Source organism: Cystobacter fuscus DSM 2262 (assembly GCF_000335475.2).
GTDB classification, from domain to species: domain Bacteria; phylum Myxococcota; class Myxococcia; order Myxococcales; family Myxococcaceae; genus Cystobacter; species Cystobacter fuscus.
Map to the genome: position 1 here is coordinate 43,722 of NZ_ANAH02000065.1, position 15,417 is coordinate 59,138.

Below are 15,417 nucleotides of genomic sequence, written 5' to 3' on the forward strand. Positions count from 1 at the left end.
AGGAATCATGCCTCCAGGGGGCGCTCGATGGTGAAGGTGGCGCTCTCCCCTCGGGAGGGAGAGAGGGCCTCGGACCTTCCTCTCCCGACGTGCCGCGCCCCGCCAGGCGATGAGGTCCGAGCGGAGGAAGTTCCTAGAGGTGCAGGCCTCCAGAAACCTCGATGCGCTGGGCGGTCACCCACCGGTTCGCATCGGAAAGCAGCGAGGCGATCATCGGACCGATATCATCGGGAACGCCGGTCCGGCCGAGCGCGGTGTTCGCGGCCACCTCCCGGTTGAGGGCGGGATTGTCGCGCACCGCACCTCCGAAGAAGTCAGTCTCGGTGGCGCCGGGCGCGACCACGTTGACGGTGATGCCGCGCGGGGCCAGTTCCTTCGCCATGTAGCGCGTGAGGATCTCGACGGCCCCCTTCATCGAGGCATAGGCCGCACTGCCCGCGCTGACGAAGCGGGTGAGCCCGGTGGAGAGATTCACGATCCTTCCGCCCTCGGCGATCAGCGGTAGCAGCTTCTGCGTCAGGAAGAGCACGCCCTTGAAGTGGAGGTTGCAGAGCCGATCGAAGTCCTCTTCGGTGATCTGGTCGAACGGGGCCGGGTGGTGTGCCCCCGCGTTGTTGACGAGATGGTCGAAACGGTCTCTTGCCCACACGCTCCGTAGCGCTTCTTGCACCTGCTTGGCGAAACCATCGAAGGAGGCGATGTCGCCGACGTCGAGCCGCAGGGCGACGGCCTTTCGTCCGAGCGCTTCGATGGCCACTACGAGGTTGTCGGCTTCAGCGCGATTCGAGTGATAGGTCACAATCACATCGGTGCCGCGCCTGGCCAGGCTGATGGCCGTGTTGCGTCCGAGACCGCGGCTGGCACCGGTGACGAGTGCCACTTTTCCTGTTGGGTTCATTTGCATCTCCTTCGGCCTGGGCCACTCCCAGGCGTGTTGGGTGAGTGCAATCATGCGAAAGGCCACTTGGGCCTTCATGCTCGAACCCTCGAATTTCTTGCCTGATCCTCCAAAAGTGGTGGGTGGTGCCTGGAGGCCGCGGTACAGTTGGCTGGAAGGAAGGTTCGCGGGCCGAGCGGCTCGTGCGCGGAGACCCTGCATGCCGTCGGCCCTGAAGACCGCCCTGGTGCAGTTCATTGACGCGAGCGGCGGTGGTGATGGTGTGTTCTCCACGCCGATAGACGGTCTCGCCGTGATGAGGACGAGCCGAGAAGTCCTGCCTCATCATTTGATCTACAAGCCGGCGCTCTGCATCGCCGTGCAAGGCTCGAAACAGGTATCGCTGGGCGATAGCGTGTTCGACTACACAGGGATGCAAGCCCTTGTCGTCGGCGTGGAACTTCCGGCGTTCGGAAGGGTGACCCGGGCGAGTGCCACCGAGCCCTATCTGGGCATGACCGTCGAATTCGATGTCGGTGTCATGAGGGAGGTCATGGAGCAGCTCGGTGTTCCGCCCCAGCCAGGAGGTGATGCCGGCTCCGCGGTTTTCGTGGAGGATCTCTCCGCTCCCCTCGTGGATTGTCTCACGCGGCTGGTGCGCATGCTCGCGACGCCCGTGGCGATCCCCATCCTTCAGCCCTCTGTCATGCGGGAAATCTACTTCTGGTTGCTGACGGGTCCCCATGGTGGCGAGTTCCGCAAGCTCGCGCTCCCGAATGGTCACATGCAGCGTATCGCCGACGCGATCTACATCCTGAGGCGGAATTTCTCGCGTCCCATTCGCATCAAGGAGCTGGCCGCGGCCGCGCGGATGAGCGAGTCCTCCTTTCATCAACACTTCAGGGGGCTGATGTCCATGACCCCGCTTCAATATCAGAAACAGTTGCGGCTGCTGGAGGCACGGCGTCTGATGGTGGCGGAGGGCGAGAACGTGACGCAGGCCGCTCTTCAGGTGGGCTATGAAAGCGCATCTCAGTTCAGCCGGGAATACGCGCGCATGTTCGGGACGCCGCCCAAGCGCGATACCCTGAAGGCACTCCAGAAGCCGCGCGCCAGGGCGTGAAAAGGCCTGGCGAGACGAGGGGGCGCCGTGCGAATACCCCCGAACGCCGTCTCCCCTCACACAGGTGAAGGCCCGAGTCCCGCTCTTCCCCCGGGAACCCCGGGCGTGACAGCGTTGTCGGTGGCCACGTCCCCATTTCGAGGGCAGGTGGCCCCTGGGCTCGCCGATGGATCTCTTCCGCTTCGCGGGAGGAGACCCCGAGGGCATGGGGAACAGCCGCGGGCGGGGAACGTCTGTTCGCCCCTCAGTCGGGAGTGCTTCGGACCGGGAAACGGACGAACTCGGCCCCATCCGTTGCCAGGAACTGATCCAACAAGCGGAGGATGTCGGTGAGCGTCTTCTCCAGGTCTCCGCCATTCGCATGGAGGATTTGCTTGGCCCACCACTCTGGCAGATGGCGCCAGGTTGGATGCTGTTTGTAGATCCACTCGTTGAAGCGCGCTTGAGGGCTCACGAGGCCCGCATCTCCCAGGGCGTCATCGTAGCCCACCAGGTAGATGAAGAGATGATCGAGCGTGAAGTCAGGCGCGAACATCCCAGGGCGTTCGCAGATGTGGCGCATGTGCTCGAACACACTGCCCGCACGCAGAGCAGGACTCATGGAAGTTGGCTCACGATCTTCATCGAAAGGGTTCCAGGCGATTGCAACCGAGCCATGTACTCAGCGAGGGGCAGGCCAGCGGGTCCCGTCATGGCGTCATACAAGCGGTTCTCGATCTGTACCGCGTAATGGACCGCGTTCTCCGAGATTTGAATGGTTTTCGAGCGAGCACCCACGGGAAGATCGAAGCCGATGAGGTTGGCTCCTCGATGAGTGCCTGACGTGGTGAATTCGACGTATGAGGGCTTTCTTCCCAGTTGTTTGAATCCCTCGAAAACACTTCGAGCAACCTGGATGCATGGACCTGTTTTTTGATTGGTCGTGCTGAACGCGGACTGAAGGGCCAGCAGCCACTGCGGGGCGGTCCTTCCTGTCTGTAACTCCCAGAAGCTGATGGCCTCGGCGAAGTCCCCTCGTGCTATGGCGGCCAACATCCGAGTCCGGAGCGTGTCCGGCATCTGGAGAATGGCCTGGGAGACCCATCCCGCTGCTCCATTCGTGGGCGATGCCTGAACCGCTGTCGTCAAGACAAGCGTTAGAAAGAGCACGCGGATGTTCATTGATCCCCCCGAGATGTTGTCCGTCCGAAAGCACCTGCTCCCGGACGGACAACGCACCGTGTCCGGTACTACCACGGTGGGGTCGATTCCTGTCCCCGCCGGGTGGTACTAGAACGACAACCGGAAGTGGATGGACTTGGGCCGGGTGAGCTGATCGAAGCCCAGCGCGCTCAGGCTGTGTCCACGGCCCGAGTTCTTCACGCCAATCCATGGCAGTGCCGGATCCACCGAGTCGCACCGGTTCATGTAGACGGTGCCGAACTCGAGCTGGGTGGCGAAGCGCGCGGCACGCTCCCGATCCTTCGTCCAGACGCTCGCCGTCAGGCCGAGGTCCGACTTGTTCATCCGCGCGAGCGCTTCCTCGTCCGAGTCCACCGGCGCGATGGGCAGCAGCGGCCCAAAGGACTCCTGCCGCATCAACTGCATCGAGTCGTCCAGGTCCGTGAGGAGCGTGGCCTCGAAGAAGCGGCCCTTGCCCTCCACCTGGGTCCGCTTGCCGCCCACCACCACCCGGGCCCCCTTGCCGCGGGCGTCCTCCACGAGCTGCTCCAGCTCCAGCGGGTGGTTGGGCTGCGCGATGGGGCCCAGCGTCGTCTTGTCACTCATCGGATCGCCGAGCACGTACCCGCGCACCAGCGCCTCGCACGCCTCGGTGAAGCGCTTGTAGAGCGAGCGGTGCACGTAGACGCGCTCCACCGCGCAGCAGCTCTGGCCCGCGTTGTAGATGGCGCCGTCCACCACGTTCTCCACCGTCTTGTCGAAGTCACAGTCCGGTGCCACGTACGCGGGATCATTCCCGCCCAGCTCCAGCCCCATGTGCCGGAAGCGCGCGGAGCCCGCCAACGTGAGCCGCTGGCCGCCGTACACCGAGCCGGTGAACACCACGTGGTCCACCCGCGCGTCGCCCACCACGCGCTCGCTGGTGGGGTGATCGCAATGCATCGCCTGGACGAGGTGCGGGGGCGCTCCCGCCTCGACGAAGGCCCGGGCGAAGTGCTCCCCACACAGGGGCGAGCGCGGCGAGTGCTTCACCACCACCGCGTTGCCCGCCAGCACCGCCGGCACCACCACGTTCACCGCGGTGAGCAGCGGGTAGTTCCACGCGGGCAGATCCACCACCACGCCCAGCGGCTCCTTGACGATTCGGCGCTCGAAGCCCGCCTTGGGCGGCAGCACCACATCCGCCAGGGCCGTGTCCGCGATGGAGATCATGTACCGGGCCCGCTCGGCCATGCCGCGAATCTCTCCGCGCGCCTGGGCGAGCGGCTTGCCCATCATCCGGGAGATGTCCGTGGCGATGGCCTCCGCCTTCGCCTCCATGGCGGCGACCATGCGCTCGCACCAGTCCTTGCGCTGGGCGAGCGAGGTGGCACGCGCTGCCCGGGCGGCGGCTCGGGCCTGCTCGAGTACGGTGTTCACGGTGGCCTCGTCCGCGAGCGGAACGGTGCAGGCGACGTCGCCCGTGTAGGGATTGTCGACAGTCAGGGTGGTCATGGCCGACAAGGGTAGTGCCTTGGGACACGTCTCGTCCCGGGGGATGTCCAGCGCGGCGCCCTTCGTGCGTTCGCTCCTGGACGGCCGGAGGGCCGGGACGTACGGTGCTGCCATGCGCCGTCCCCCGTTCGCGAGCCTCCTGCTCGCCGTCCTCGCGCTACCTGCCTGTGTCTCCTCGCCCCCCCTCCGTCCTTCCGCGCCGACGCTGAGCGCCGTGGCGGACGCGCTCTTCGAGTCCGTGGAGCGCGAGGGCACCGGTGTGGGCGTCCTCGTGGTGGATGCGGCCACGGGCCTGCCGCTCTACGCCCGGCGCGAGAACGCCCGCTCGCTCCCCGCGTCCACCATGAAGGTGGTGTCCACCTCGGCGGCCCTGTCCGCGTTCGGCCCGGACTACCGCTTCCACACGCCCGTATGGTTGGAAGGCGCGCAGCTCGGCAACCTCTTCCTCGGAGACCTCGTGGTGGAGGCGTCCGGAGATCCCTCCCTGGGCTCGTGGCGATTTCCCGAGACGGCCCTGGCCTGTGAGCGGCTCGCCGATGCGCTGCTGGCCCGGGGCATCCGGCAGTGGCACGGGGCGCTCCAGGTGAGCCAGGCCAATTCGGGGCCGTACGATCTCTATGGTCCGGGCTGGGCCTGGGACGACGCGGCCTCGGCCTACAGCGCGGCCCCCACCGCCTTCGTCTTCCGGGAGAACGTGGTGGACCTCACCCTCACGCGCCCCGAGGGCCAGGACTGTGCCTCGCCCCTGCGGCGGCCCCTGGAGGTGCGCTACACCCCGCCCATCGATGCGTCCTCGACCGTGGTGTACACCGACCCGAGCGCCCAGCGGGCCGGGGTGGGGTGCGTGCGCGAGCGCGGGACGGGACGCACGCGCTGCGTCTGGCGCGCGCCGGGAGGACAGTGCCCGCGCCAGGCGTCCCTGCGCGTGTCCGTGGACGAGCCCCAGGCGCTGTTCACCGCCTGTCTGGAAGAGGCCCTGCGCGCGCGGGGCATCTGGCGCGTGCCGGAGGCCCAGGCGCAGGCCGTTCCCCCCGCGCTCCTGCGGCGAGAGCCGCTGCTGGACTTCGTCAGTCCCTCCCTCGCCGAGTTGGTGAAGGTGACGAACAAGGAATCCCTCAACCTCTACGCCGAGCGGCTCGCCTTGCGCTTCGCCCGCGAGCGCACGGGCAACGAGAGCTATGCCGCGCTGCGCGAGGCGATGGAGAAGGAGCTCGCGCGCCGGGGCATCCCCCCGCGGCTGTTGCGGTCCGTGGATGGCAGTGGCCTGTCCCGCTACAACCTGGCCACCGCGCGGGGGATGGTGGGGGTGCTCGCCACCAGCCTCCAGGAGCCGTCCGCGAGCGCGCTGGTGGACAGCCTGCCCATCGCCGGCGTGGATGGCACGCTCGCGAACAGTGCCTTCCCGCCGGAGCTTCGGGGCCTCATCCGCGCCAAGACGGGGACGCTCTCGGGGCAGAAGGCCTATGTGGGGCTCGCCGAGCGCCCTCACGACGCCGAGCACCCCCGCGTCGTCTTCGCGCTCCTGCTGAGCAACCTCGACGAGCAGCCGGCCTACACGGCGGGCCAGGTGTTCGAGCGCTTCGCCGAGGCGATGGTGAAGCTGCCCCCGCGCTGAAGACGATGGGGCAGCTCAAGGGCGCGAAACCCACTCGTCCGGCTATGCGCAAACGAGATGTGCCCAGTCCTGATGGCTTGAATGGACCCGCTCGGCTTTCCGAGCACCATGTATTCGAAGATCCGCATGAGCGGCAAGAACAGAAGCGCTCCATTGGAGACGAATCTGTCCTCGAAGGAAATCCATTTGTCCATCCACGTCTTCGAAGCTTGATCTTCTCTTACAGGAGAATGATAGGCGTTGGTTTCGGGCGTTCGTGGGTTTGAGGTTGGTTTGGAAAATTCATTTTCAACATGACAGGTGCGAAGTCATAAGAAGGGCGTTACTGCGGCGTGACAGCCCAGCCCGTGCCGTGTGCCGAAGTGTGCGTCCAGCGTGACAGCCCATCCGTTCTCCGCACTTCATGGGGCGCACAAGCACCTTGCGATAAACCCTCTTGGGTGCAAAGAATCCATACTCATCGTGAAGGAGGGGACGATGCGGAATGGGGCCGCCATCCAGGTCGAGTTGCTGGGACGAGCGCGGGTGCTCCTTTCGGAAGAGCCGCCCCGGCAGCTGGAGCGCAAGGCGGCCGCGCTGGTGACCTATCTCGCGCTCGAAGGGGCCACGCAGCGGCGCCGGCTCGCGGGCCTTCTCTGGCCGGGGACCTCCGAAAGAAAGGCCCGTGGCAACCTGCGCCAGCTCCTGCACCGCTTGAGAGAGAAGCTCGGAGACCACGGCATTGAAGGCGATGACCCCGTATGGCTGTGCGACGGCTTGCTGGTCGATGCCGTCGCGCTGCGCAAGGTCGTCCTGACCGGAGAATACTCGCGGCTCTCGAGCTTCACTGGAGAGCTGCTCGCGGGTTTCTCTTTCGAGGATTGCTCCGAGCTGAACGAGTGGCTGCGTCATCAGCGTGGCTACTTCCGCGACATGAGGTTTCGTGCCGCTGAAGAGCAGGCCCTTCAATTGGAGAAGGAGGGACAGTTCGGCACGGCCATGGACGCGGCCCGGCGTCTGCTCAATCTGGAGCCCACCTCCGAGTCCGCGTGGCGGATGGTCATGCGGTTGCACTTGCATCAAGGAGACCGCTCCGCGGCGTTGAAGGCCTATCACGCTTGCAAGAAGTTGCTCGAACGGGAGCTGGGTGTCCAACCCTCGTTCCAGACTCAGGAACTCGCCCGGAGCGCCGAGCAGCCGTCCTTCCCGGAACGGGCACCTCCCAAAACAGACGTAAGCGAGCTGTCTCTTTCCGTTCTCTCGCCGCCAGAGCTGATCGGCCGCGAGCGGGAATGGGCCCTGCTGAAGGAGTCCTGGGCCGGCAACCAGCCCGTCTACATCTTTGGTGAGGCTGGTATCGGGAAGACCCGGTTGGTCACTGACTTCTGTAATGCCCAAGGCTCCTGGCTTCTGGTCTCGGCAAGGCCGTCCGACCCTTCCTTCCCCTATGCCACGTGTGCGCGGATGATCCAGCTGCTCCTGGAAGTCACCTCCGCTCACGCCCTGGAACGCAGGGTCCTGCAGGAACTCTCCCGGCTCAGTCCGATGCGAGGCGTCGAGGTGCGCTCCCCTCCCTCCAGTCCCGAGGAGAAGCTGCGTCTCTCCGAAGCTTTCGCCCAGCTCCTCTCGCTGCTCGGCCATGAGATGGACGCGATGGTCCTCGACGATGCACACCATTGTGACCCAGCCAGCTTCGAGCTGTATCTCCGCGCGCAGGATCTGTTGGACCAGAACGCGTCTTCCAGGAGGCCACGCATCATCACCTGCTTCCGGACGTTCGAGCTGCCGCCCCCGTTCGGGGAGCTGCTCCATCGTTATGTGGAAGCGGGATTCGCCAGGAAGCTCCTGCTGGAGCCACTGCCGCCGGACATGATGGCCCCCCTGCTTTCCAGCCTGGCCGTTCCGGAACTGGAGTCCCTCGCGGAAGACATGGCGAGCTATACGGGTGGTAATCCGCTCTTCATCGTCGAGACCGTCAAGTCGCTCGTGGAAACCCGGCACATCTCGAAGCTTGCCCTGACCTATCTCCCTCCGCCGCTCCGAGTGGTGCTCATCCTCGAGCAGCAGTTCAGACGGCTCTCGCCAGATGCGTTGAGGCTCGCCCGCCTCATCGCCATTGCCGGCACCGCCTTCCGGCCCAGGCACGCCTCCCGCATCCTCGACTTGTCGCTCGAACAGCTCGCCATGCCCTGGAAGGAACTGGAGCGGGCACGGCTGCTGTCCGGCACGTCCTTCACCAGTGGGTTGGCGCGGGGGCTGGTGATCGAGACCATGCCCCCGGGTGTGCGAGATGGCGTCATTCAGTACATCCTCTTTCTCCTGCGGCAGGAGCGCTGACCACCCCCGAGCTGGGGTGGAGTGGAGGAGGGGAGGAGCCACTTCGACGAGCAGCCGGCCTACACGGCGGGCCAGGTGTTCGAGCGCTTCGCGGAGGCGATGGTGAAGCTGCCTCCGCGCTGAACTCCTGGCCGCCCCTGCATTCTTCTTATGCTTGAGCGAAGCGGGTCCCGAGGCGAGGTCCTGGAGAGGCGGATGAGCCACGTGGGGAGCATCAGGAGGGTTCTCGTCACCGGCAGCTCGGGACGGCTCGGCGGGGAGATCTGTCGGCAACTCTCCGGCGAGTACCAGGTGACGGGCCTGGACACCGCACCTGGACCCTTCACGCAGGTCATCGGGAGCGTGGATGACCGTGCGCTCGTCTTCGCCCAGGTCGCGCGGGTGGACGCGGTCATCCACGTGGCCTCGCTGCACGCCCCACACCGGGAAGTGCTGCCGAAGTCGCGCTTCGTCGACGTGAACGTGCAGGGAGCGCTCCATCTGCTCGAGGCGGCGGCGAAGCACCGTTGCCAGCGCTTCGTGTACACGAGCACGACCTCGGTCTACGGGCGCGCGATGGAGCCCCGAGCGGATGCCGCCATCTGGGTGACGGAGGAGCTCGCGCCCGGGCCGCGAGACATCTACGACGTCACCAAGCTGGCCGCGGAGCAGCTCTGCTGGCTCGTCCACGAGGAGACGGGGCTGCCCGTCATCACCCTGCGCACCGCGCGCTTCTATCCGCAGCCGAGGGAGCTGATGGCCATCCACCGGCTCCACCGGGGGCTGGACGTGCGCGACTGCGCGTGGGCCCACCGGTTGGCGCTCGAATCCCCGGTGCCCTTCGGGCTGTACAACATCTCCGCCCGATCGCCCTTCCGGCGCGAGGACCTGACGGAGCTGCTGCACGACGCGTCGGCCGTCATCCGCCGCCGGGCCCCCACGGAGGCCGGACTGCTCCTCCAGCAAGGCATCCCTCTCCCCTCGCGCCTGGACCGAGTCTACGTCATCGAGCGGGCCGAAGCCGAGCTGGGCTTCCATCCCCGATTCAACGCACTCGAGCTCCTGCGGGACGAGTGAACGCCGACCTCCTCACGAGATGCGGGCGCGCCACGGCAAGGCCGAGCGCGCGCCGCCCGTTTCTTCCCTGGCCGAGGCGGGCCTCTCAGGGCTTCAGGTAGGGGCCGTCCACGCCCACCTTGCCCGGCGCCGGGTTGCCCGCGAGGTCGAGCACGTACACCCGCAGGTTGCCCTTGCCGGAGACGCTGGCGGTCAACGTGCCGCTCGTCACCGTCTTCACGTCCCCGGTGACGGCGTCCTTGTAGGTGCCGTTGGGGATGCCATTGAAGGTGGCGCCGCCGGAGACCGTCACCAGCGCGAAGCTGTCCACGCCCTTGGCCGAGTCCGTGAAGCGTCGCTTGAAGGCCATGCCGCCCACGACGCCGTCCGTGGAGTACTGGCCCTTCTGGAGCGCGGGGATGCGCCGGCGGATCTGATTGAGGCGTTGCAGGTGCTTCGCCAACGGCCTGGCGAGCGTCTCGGCGACCTTGCCCGAGGCGCTGCCCACCACGCCGAAGTCCGAGGCCGAGACGCTGCCCTCGAGGTTGTCGCCATAATAGGCGCGGCCGGTGGTGGCCAGGGCGCACGTGGGGCCGCAGTCGATTTGCTTGCCGGCCTGGAACTCGATCTCCGAGCCGTAATACAGCGTCGGGATGCCGCGGAAGGTCCACATGAGGCTCATGTTCTCCGCCCAGGCGTCGGTGCCTCCGGCGTAGCGGGTGCTGGACTTGTTCGGGCCGTAGTCGTGGGAGTCGACATACACGACGTTGTAGGTGGCGTCGTTGTAGCTGTCGTCCGAGTCCTTGCCATTGAAGAAGGCGTTGCTGGCCTCGCCGAAGTTCATGTGCATGCGCATGTCGATCACGCTCATGCCGGAGAACTGGCTGTGATCCGGCGCATGGTAGACATTGCCCTGGAGGAAGGCATTGGTGGACGTGGGCTGCGAGGCCGTGCCCTGGGCCTGCTCGTAGTTGTACTGCTCGAGCGCGGCGGCGGTGTCATCGGTGCTGTACGTCCGGCGCTCCTTCCAGGTGAAGAACTGCGCGGAGTGGTTGGGCGAGCCGCGGTTCCACTTGTCATTCACGAACGAGCCGACCTCGCCGAACATGAAGAAGTCCTTGCCCTTGGTGCCGAACTTCGCCTGGGCGTGCTGCTGGGCGGCCGGCAGGAGGCGCCGGTTCCAGGTGACGCGGGGGATGTGGACCGCGGTGTCGATGCGGAAGCCATCCACGCCCATGTCGATGTACTTGTTGTACACGTCGATGAGGAAGTTCTGCACGGGCGTGCTCTCCGTGTTGAAGTCCGCCAGGTCCTCGTGGATCCAGCAGCTGCGCGAGTCCTCGCCCTCCCAGTTGCCAATCCAGCACTGGTGGAAGTACTGCGCCGGGAACATGCCGGAGGTGGGATTGGGCCACTGGCAGTTGTAGAGGCGGTAGCCCTCCTTGCTGTAGCCGCCCGTGGCGACGCCCCAGTTGCGGCAGGTGTTGCCCGCGGGCTCGGCCGTCGACCACAGGTCCCCATTGTAATAGGACTTGCCGGAGGTGGGCTCCACCGTCAGACCGTCATAGGTGAAGCCAGACACGGGCGCGTCGTAGTACCAGCTCCACTGGCTGTCGCGCACGCCGTAGACCTTGGGCGAGAACAACCCCTTGGCTCCCCAGCGGCTGGAGTGGTTGTAGACCACGTCCTGGATGATCTTGATGCCCTTGGTGTGGGCGGCGTTGATGAGATCCTGGTAGCTCGCGCCGGAGGACTCCAGGCGGGGGTCGACCCGGTAGAAGTCCCAGCCGTGATAGCCGTGATAGTCATAGTCGGAGCGGTTGAGCACCACGGGGGTGATCCACACGGCGGAGAAGCCCAGGGCTTTGATGTAGTCGAGCTTCTGGATGAGCCCCTTGAAGTCGCCGCGGAACATCGGATCGTTGTTGGCGGCGTTGCCCGACTGGGTGTGCATGCTGCCGCCGCGGTTGTTCGAGGAGTCGCCGTCGTAGAAGCGTGCGGTGAGCACGAAGTAGATGGAGTCCTCGCGGATGTCTCCCCCCAGCGGCTGTCCCGCGGCGGCGGGGGGCGGGGCGTCGCCCGTGGTGGCCGAGGCCGTGGTGCTCGCGGCGGACTTGTTGCCCGCGGCGTCGAAGGACTTGACCGTGTAGAGGTAGGCGGTGCGGGCGCTTAGGCCGGTGTCGTTGTAGCTGGTGGAGGAGGTGGTCCAGGTCTTCGTGCCCTGGGTGCCACCGGTGCGCACCAGCTCGTAGCCCGTCACGCCGCGATCATCGCTCGAGGCGTTCCATGACAGCGTGATTTGGGTGCCAGAGGCCGAGGCGGTGAGCCCCGAGGGAATGGACGGCGCGCTCGTGTCGGGGGGGAGCGTCACGCAGGGGGAGGCGGCGTTGGTTGTGACCACGCCATCCTTGACGGTGATCCGCCCCGTGCCCAGGGAGTAGTCCGCGCCGCCGTTGTTGTCCCAGGTGGTGCCGTTGTTGAACGCCGCCTTCATGCTCGTGGCGGAGCCCAGGGTCACGGTCTTCTTCACCCAGTTGGCGCAGGCGGTCTCGTTCATCGCCACACCGGGCGACGGGGTCCAGGTGCCACCGGTCGGCGCGTAATGGATGTTGACGGTGCTCCAGCCGCGCGTGCCGGTGAAGTAATACACCTCGGCCTGGTTGGTGGTGGAGGTGGTGCAGGGCGAGCCCGCGTTGGCCAGGAGCTGGCCATTCTTGACCTGGTGGGTGCCGCTGGTCGGGAGGTTGTAATTGGCACCGGACTGGTTGTTGGGGTTGTCCCAGTGGTTCTGCCCATCGGTGAAGACGGCCTGGAAGGTGCTCGCCGTCCCCGTGGTGAGCACCTTCATCACCCAGTTCGTGCAGGCCGGGCTCAAGGCCGTGCCCGGCGAGGTCGTCCAGCTCCCGCTGGCGTCGTGGTGGATATAGGGCGCGCTCCACGCCTTGTAGGGGGTGTAATAATAGACGGTTACCGTGCCAGCGAACGCGGACGGACCTGTCAGCATCAGTGCCAGCAGGGCACTTCCTTTCCAGCGGACATTCATGGACTCGCGACCTTTCCAGGTGGTAGGGTTAAGACAGCGGGCGCTTGTATAGTCTTTTCTGGGTTTCTTGGAAATCGAGATGCTCGAGTCGTCCCGGATGTCTTGATGCGTCACGGATGAGGACCCCATGCGATTGTCGTGTCTTGGACTGGTGTTGGTCTCGTTGGGAGTGGGGGCCTGTGGGGTGTACGACGAGCCCCGGAGTGGGGACGAGCCCCAGGGTGGGAACGCGCCCGATTGTGTCGATGATGCGAAGGAGAACGACGACACGCTGGAACAAGGGCTGGCCGCCGGTCCCATTGGCCATGTCTTCAACCGTGGGCCCTTGAGTCTCCCTGGAAGGGTGGCGTGCCCCGGAGATGAGGATTGGATTCACGCCCGTGCGGACTGCTGCAGTGCGTCCGGCGCGCGGGTGAGCTGGGATGCCGCGCAGGGGCCCTTGGAGGTGGAACTCCTCGATGCCGCGGGCGCCCCGATCTCGCTGGACGCGCCCGATGACATCGTCCAGCGCCAACCGGGCGAGGTGTACCTGCTTCGTGCCAGGTACGGGGGCTCGTTCCTCGTGCGCGTCCGTACCCCTGCCGCGGTGGCGGTGCCATACTCCGTCGAGGTGTTCGCGCCCTTCTACCTCCCCTAGGGAGCGGACGCACAGGGGAGCGGAGCCGGTGCACGCGTCAACGCGCAATCACATACAGCCCTCAGGTTCAACATCACCCCCTGCGTCACGGAGGAGGAATCCATGCGGTGGCCATGTCTTGGGCTGATGCTGCTCTCGTTGGGAGGGGCAGGGGCCTGTGGTTCAACCGGGGCGGTGTCCGCCCCCCGGAGTGGGAACGCGCCCACGTGTACCGATGATGCGCGGGAGGATGACGACACGCTGGAACAAGGGCTGGCCGCCGCTCCCATCTCCCATATTTTCAACCATGGGCCCGCGAGGCAGGAGGGGCGGGTGGCCTGCCCCGGGGACGTGGACTGGATCCACGCCCATGCGGACTGCTGCAACCCGTCCGGCGCGCGGGTGCGCTGGGATGCTTCGCTGGGGCCCTTGGAGGTGGAACTCCTCGACTCCGAGGGAAACCCGATCCCGCTGGGCGCACCTGGCGACATCGTCCAGCGGCAACCGGGCGAGGTGTACCTGCTTCGCGCCGAGTACGGGGGCCGGTTCCTCGTGCGCGTCCGCACCAGCGGCGAGGTGGCGGTGCCGTACTCCGTCGAGCTGTTCGCGCCCGTGTTCGTCCGCTGAGCCATCCTCCATGGCTCCGCAGGCCACACCCGCGTGCCCTCCTTGTTGCTCCGTCGTCGACAACACGGGGAGCCGCGGTGTGGCCTCGCTCTCCGGGAAGGCCGCGAGGACGGCTCCGCTCGTGCTGGTACGCACCGTGCAACTCCCGCCGCGTCCACCCCCGGAGAACGCGATGATGAGACGCTCTGCGCTTCTGCTGTTCCCAGTCCTGTTCGGCCTCGCTTGTGGCGAGGACGCTACCGCCCCTTCTTCCGCCGAGGAGTTCCAGGCCAGCTCCGCCGCGCTGTCGGCGGTCTTCTCGGGCAGGGTCCTGGATGCCAACAACCAGCCCGTCGTCAATGCCCGCGTGACGGTGAATGGCATCAGCCGCTTCACCAACGGCACGGGGGCGTACTCCCTCTCGGTGACGGAGTCGCCAACGGGGTACGTGCTCGACATCCGCAAGGACGGCTACGGCCCGGTGAACAAGCTCCAGATGTCAGGCCAGCTCAGCCAGGTGTACGTGCTCCGCAAGGCCTACACGCAGCAGATCAGCCCCACGGCCAACACCGTCATCCAGGACCGGGTCTCCGGCATCCGCGTGGATGTGCTCGCGAACACCCTGCGCACCGCGACGGGCGGCCTGCCCGTGGGCGGCGTGCTGTTCTCCATCGTTCCGCACGGCCCGGACACCATGCCCGGTGACTTCACCGCGCGCAACGCGCTCGGCCAGACGGTGGCGCTCGAGACCGTGGGCGCGGTGACGCTGTCGGCCGTGGACAGCCAGGGCACCACGCTCGTGTTGGCCGCCGGGGCCACGATGAACGTGCGCCTGCCCGTGCCCGCCGCCCTCGGCGGCACCATGCCGGCCTGCGTGCTCAACGGGAGCTGCCGGACCGTGATGTGGCGCTTCAACCCGTCCACGGGTCTGTGGATCGAGCAGAGCGCGAGCCCCCAGTTCTCCACCACGGCCACGACGTTCCGGCTCACGGGCGTACGCCAGGGCGGCATCATCGATCCCCTGGATGGCCTGGGCACCTGGAACACCGACATCGAGAAGGTCAACCCGTCCTGCTCCATCATCGAGTTCGTCAACATCCCCCTGTCTTGCTACAACCCGCTGGGCACGACCCCCGAGCCTGGGCTCACCCTGCACCTCTCGCAGACGTCCTCGGGCAACGTGCTGTGGACGAGCACCGGGACCGTGCGCTCCAGCGCGACGTACATCGCGCAATACAACCTCCCCTCGAATGCCCCCCTTCAGTTGAAGGTGGAGTTCCCGGCGGATGATTGCGCCGACAACCTGACCCTGAGCGCGACCCCGGGGCCGTACACGGTTACGGGTAACACCATCTCGTACAACTCGGGCGCGCCCGCCTCCGGTCCGGGTTATCCGAAGGACTCGGCCGGCAACCCGATCGACTTCGCCGACGTGGCCGTCGGCGATCACACGTGCAGTTCGCACATCTACATCGAGGCGCATCCGTAAGGCGGCTCGCGTGGCACCCGGCGGCGTGCGCGAATCGGGCGC

At 66.4% G+C, this 15,417-nt stretch carries 12 protein-coding genes; 7 read left to right on the forward strand and 5 right to left on the reverse strand.

The genetic code is table 11. From position 1 onward, the window contains the following. Nucleotides 1–133 precede the first annotated feature (133 nt). Nucleotides 134–976, reverse strand: coding sequence for an SDR family NAD(P)-dependent oxidoreductase (locus tag D187_RS40020; protein ID WP_281171829.1), 843 nt, complete (start codon nt 974–976; stop codon nt 134–136). Nucleotides 977–1,097: 121 nt separating this feature from the next. On the opposite strand from D187_RS40020, the gene D187_RS40025 reads away from it, so the two are divergent. Then, a complete protein-coding gene (locus tag D187_RS40025) occupies nt 1,098–2,000 on the forward strand; it encodes an AraC family transcriptional regulator (protein ID WP_002626020.1) in 903 nt (300 codons plus the stop codon). A gap of 244 nt (nt 2,001–2,244) precedes the next feature. On the opposite strand, the gene D187_RS40030 is transcribed toward D187_RS40025, so the two are convergent. From D187_RS40030 to D187_RS40040, 3 genes are all read right to left on the reverse strand, one after another. Continuing rightward, complete coding sequence (locus tag D187_RS40030) at nt 2,245–2,601, reverse strand: hypothetical protein (protein ID WP_155893935.1); 357 nt, start codon at nt 2,599–2,601, stop codon at nt 2,245–2,247. Further along, complete coding sequence (locus D187_RS40035; protein WP_155893936.1) at nt 2,598–3,161, reverse strand: hypothetical protein; 564 nt, start codon at nt 3,159–3,161, stop codon at nt 2,598–2,600. Before D187_RS40035 ends, D187_RS40030 begins: the two co-directional genes overlap by 4 nt. Nucleotides 3,162–3,269: 108 nt before the next feature. Then, a complete protein-coding gene (locus D187_RS40040; RefSeq protein WP_002626025.1) occupies nt 3,270–4,655 on the reverse strand; it encodes an aldehyde dehydrogenase family protein in 1,386 nt (461 codons plus the stop codon). Between the two features lie 112 nt (nt 4,656–4,767). Here D187_RS40040 and dacB point away from each other — a divergent pair, with 112 nt between their 5' ends. The 3 genes from dacB (at nt 4,768) to D187_RS40055 (ending at nt 9,642) form a co-directional block, all read left to right on the forward strand. Continuing rightward, complete coding sequence (gene dacB, locus D187_RS40045) at nt 4,768–6,270, forward strand: D-alanyl-D-alanine carboxypeptidase/D-alanyl-D-alanine endopeptidase (RefSeq protein ID WP_002626027.1); 1,503 nt, start codon at nt 4,768–4,770, stop codon at nt 6,268–6,270. Between the two features lie 477 nt (nt 6,271–6,747). Beyond that, entirely contained in the window at nt 6,748–8,586 is a 1,839-nt protein-coding gene (locus D187_RS40050) for an ATP-binding protein (RefSeq protein WP_002626034.1), read from the forward strand. A 195-nt stretch (nt 8,587–8,781) separates the two neighbouring features. Continuing rightward, nucleotides 8,782–9,642, forward strand: a complete 861-nt coding sequence (locus tag D187_RS40055) for an NAD-dependent epimerase/dehydratase family protein (protein ID WP_002626035.1) — start codon at nt 8,782–8,784, stop codon at nt 9,640–9,642. 85 nt (nt 9,643–9,727) lie between these two features. Here D187_RS40055 and D187_RS40060 read toward each other — a convergent pair whose 3' ends face one another. Beyond that, the gene (locus D187_RS40060; RefSeq protein WP_002626036.1) at nt 9,728–12,664 is read right to left on the reverse strand and encodes a carbohydrate binding domain-containing protein; all 2,937 of its coding nucleotides are present in this window, start codon (nt 12,662–12,664) and stop codon (nt 9,728–9,730) included. Between the two features lie 127 nt (nt 12,665–12,791). Between D187_RS40060 and D187_RS40065 the strand changes: the two genes are divergently transcribed. From D187_RS40065 to D187_RS40075, 3 genes are all read left to right on the forward strand, one after another. After that, entirely contained in the window at nt 12,792–13,301 is a 510-nt protein-coding gene (locus tag D187_RS40065) for a hypothetical protein (protein ID WP_002626037.1), read from the forward strand. Nucleotides 13,302–13,403: 102 nt separating this feature from the next. After that, a complete protein-coding gene (locus tag D187_RS40070; RefSeq protein WP_155893937.1) occupies nt 13,404–13,907 on the forward strand; it encodes a hypothetical protein in 504 nt (167 codons plus the stop codon). A 172-nt stretch (nt 13,908–14,079) separates the two neighbouring features. Further along, nucleotides 14,080–15,375, forward strand: a complete 1,296-nt coding sequence (locus D187_RS40075; RefSeq protein WP_043434054.1) for a carboxypeptidase-like regulatory domain-containing protein — start codon at nt 14,080–14,082, stop codon at nt 15,373–15,375. Nucleotides 15,376–15,417: the final 42 nt, after the last annotated feature.

Excerpts from the sequence above, each read along its gene's own strand:
- D187_RS40020 (WP_281171829.1), bottom strand. The coding sequence starts at position 976 with ATGAAGGCCCAAGTGGCCTTTCGCATGATTGCACTCACCCAACACGCC.
- D187_RS40025 (WP_002626020.1), top strand. The coding sequence starts at position 1,098 with ATGCCGTCGGCCCTGAAGACCGCCCTGGTGCAGTTCATTGACGCGAGC.
- D187_RS40030 (WP_155893935.1), bottom strand. The coding sequence starts at position 2,601 with ATGAGTCCTGCTCTGCGTGCGGGCAGTGTGTTCGAGCACATGCGCCAC.
- D187_RS40035 (WP_155893936.1), bottom strand. The coding sequence starts at position 3,161 with ATGAACATCCGCGTGCTCTTTCTAACGCTTGTCTTGACGACAGCGGTT.
- D187_RS40040 (WP_002626025.1), bottom strand. The coding sequence starts at position 4,655 with ATGACCACCCTGACTGTCGACAATCCCTACACGGGCGACGTCGCCTGC.
- dacB (WP_002626027.1), top strand. The coding sequence starts at position 4,768 with ATGCGCCGTCCCCCGTTCGCGAGCCTCCTGCTCGCCGTCCTCGCGCTA.
- D187_RS40050 (WP_002626034.1), top strand. The coding sequence starts at position 6,748 with ATGCGGAATGGGGCCGCCATCCAGGTCGAGTTGCTGGGACGAGCGCGG.
- D187_RS40055 (WP_002626035.1), top strand. The coding sequence starts at position 8,782 with ATGAGCCACGTGGGGAGCATCAGGAGGGTTCTCGTCACCGGCAGCTCG.
- D187_RS40060 (WP_002626036.1), bottom strand. The coding sequence starts at position 12,664 with ATGAATGTCCGCTGGAAAGGAAGTGCCCTGCTGGCACTGATGCTGACA.
- D187_RS40065 (WP_002626037.1), top strand. The coding sequence starts at position 12,792 with ATGCGATTGTCGTGTCTTGGACTGGTGTTGGTCTCGTTGGGAGTGGGG.
- D187_RS40070 (WP_155893937.1), top strand. The coding sequence starts at position 13,404 with ATGCGGTGGCCATGTCTTGGGCTGATGCTGCTCTCGTTGGGAGGGGCA.
- D187_RS40075 (WP_043434054.1), top strand. The coding sequence starts at position 14,080 with ATGATGAGACGCTCTGCGCTTCTGCTGTTCCCAGTCCTGTTCGGCCTC.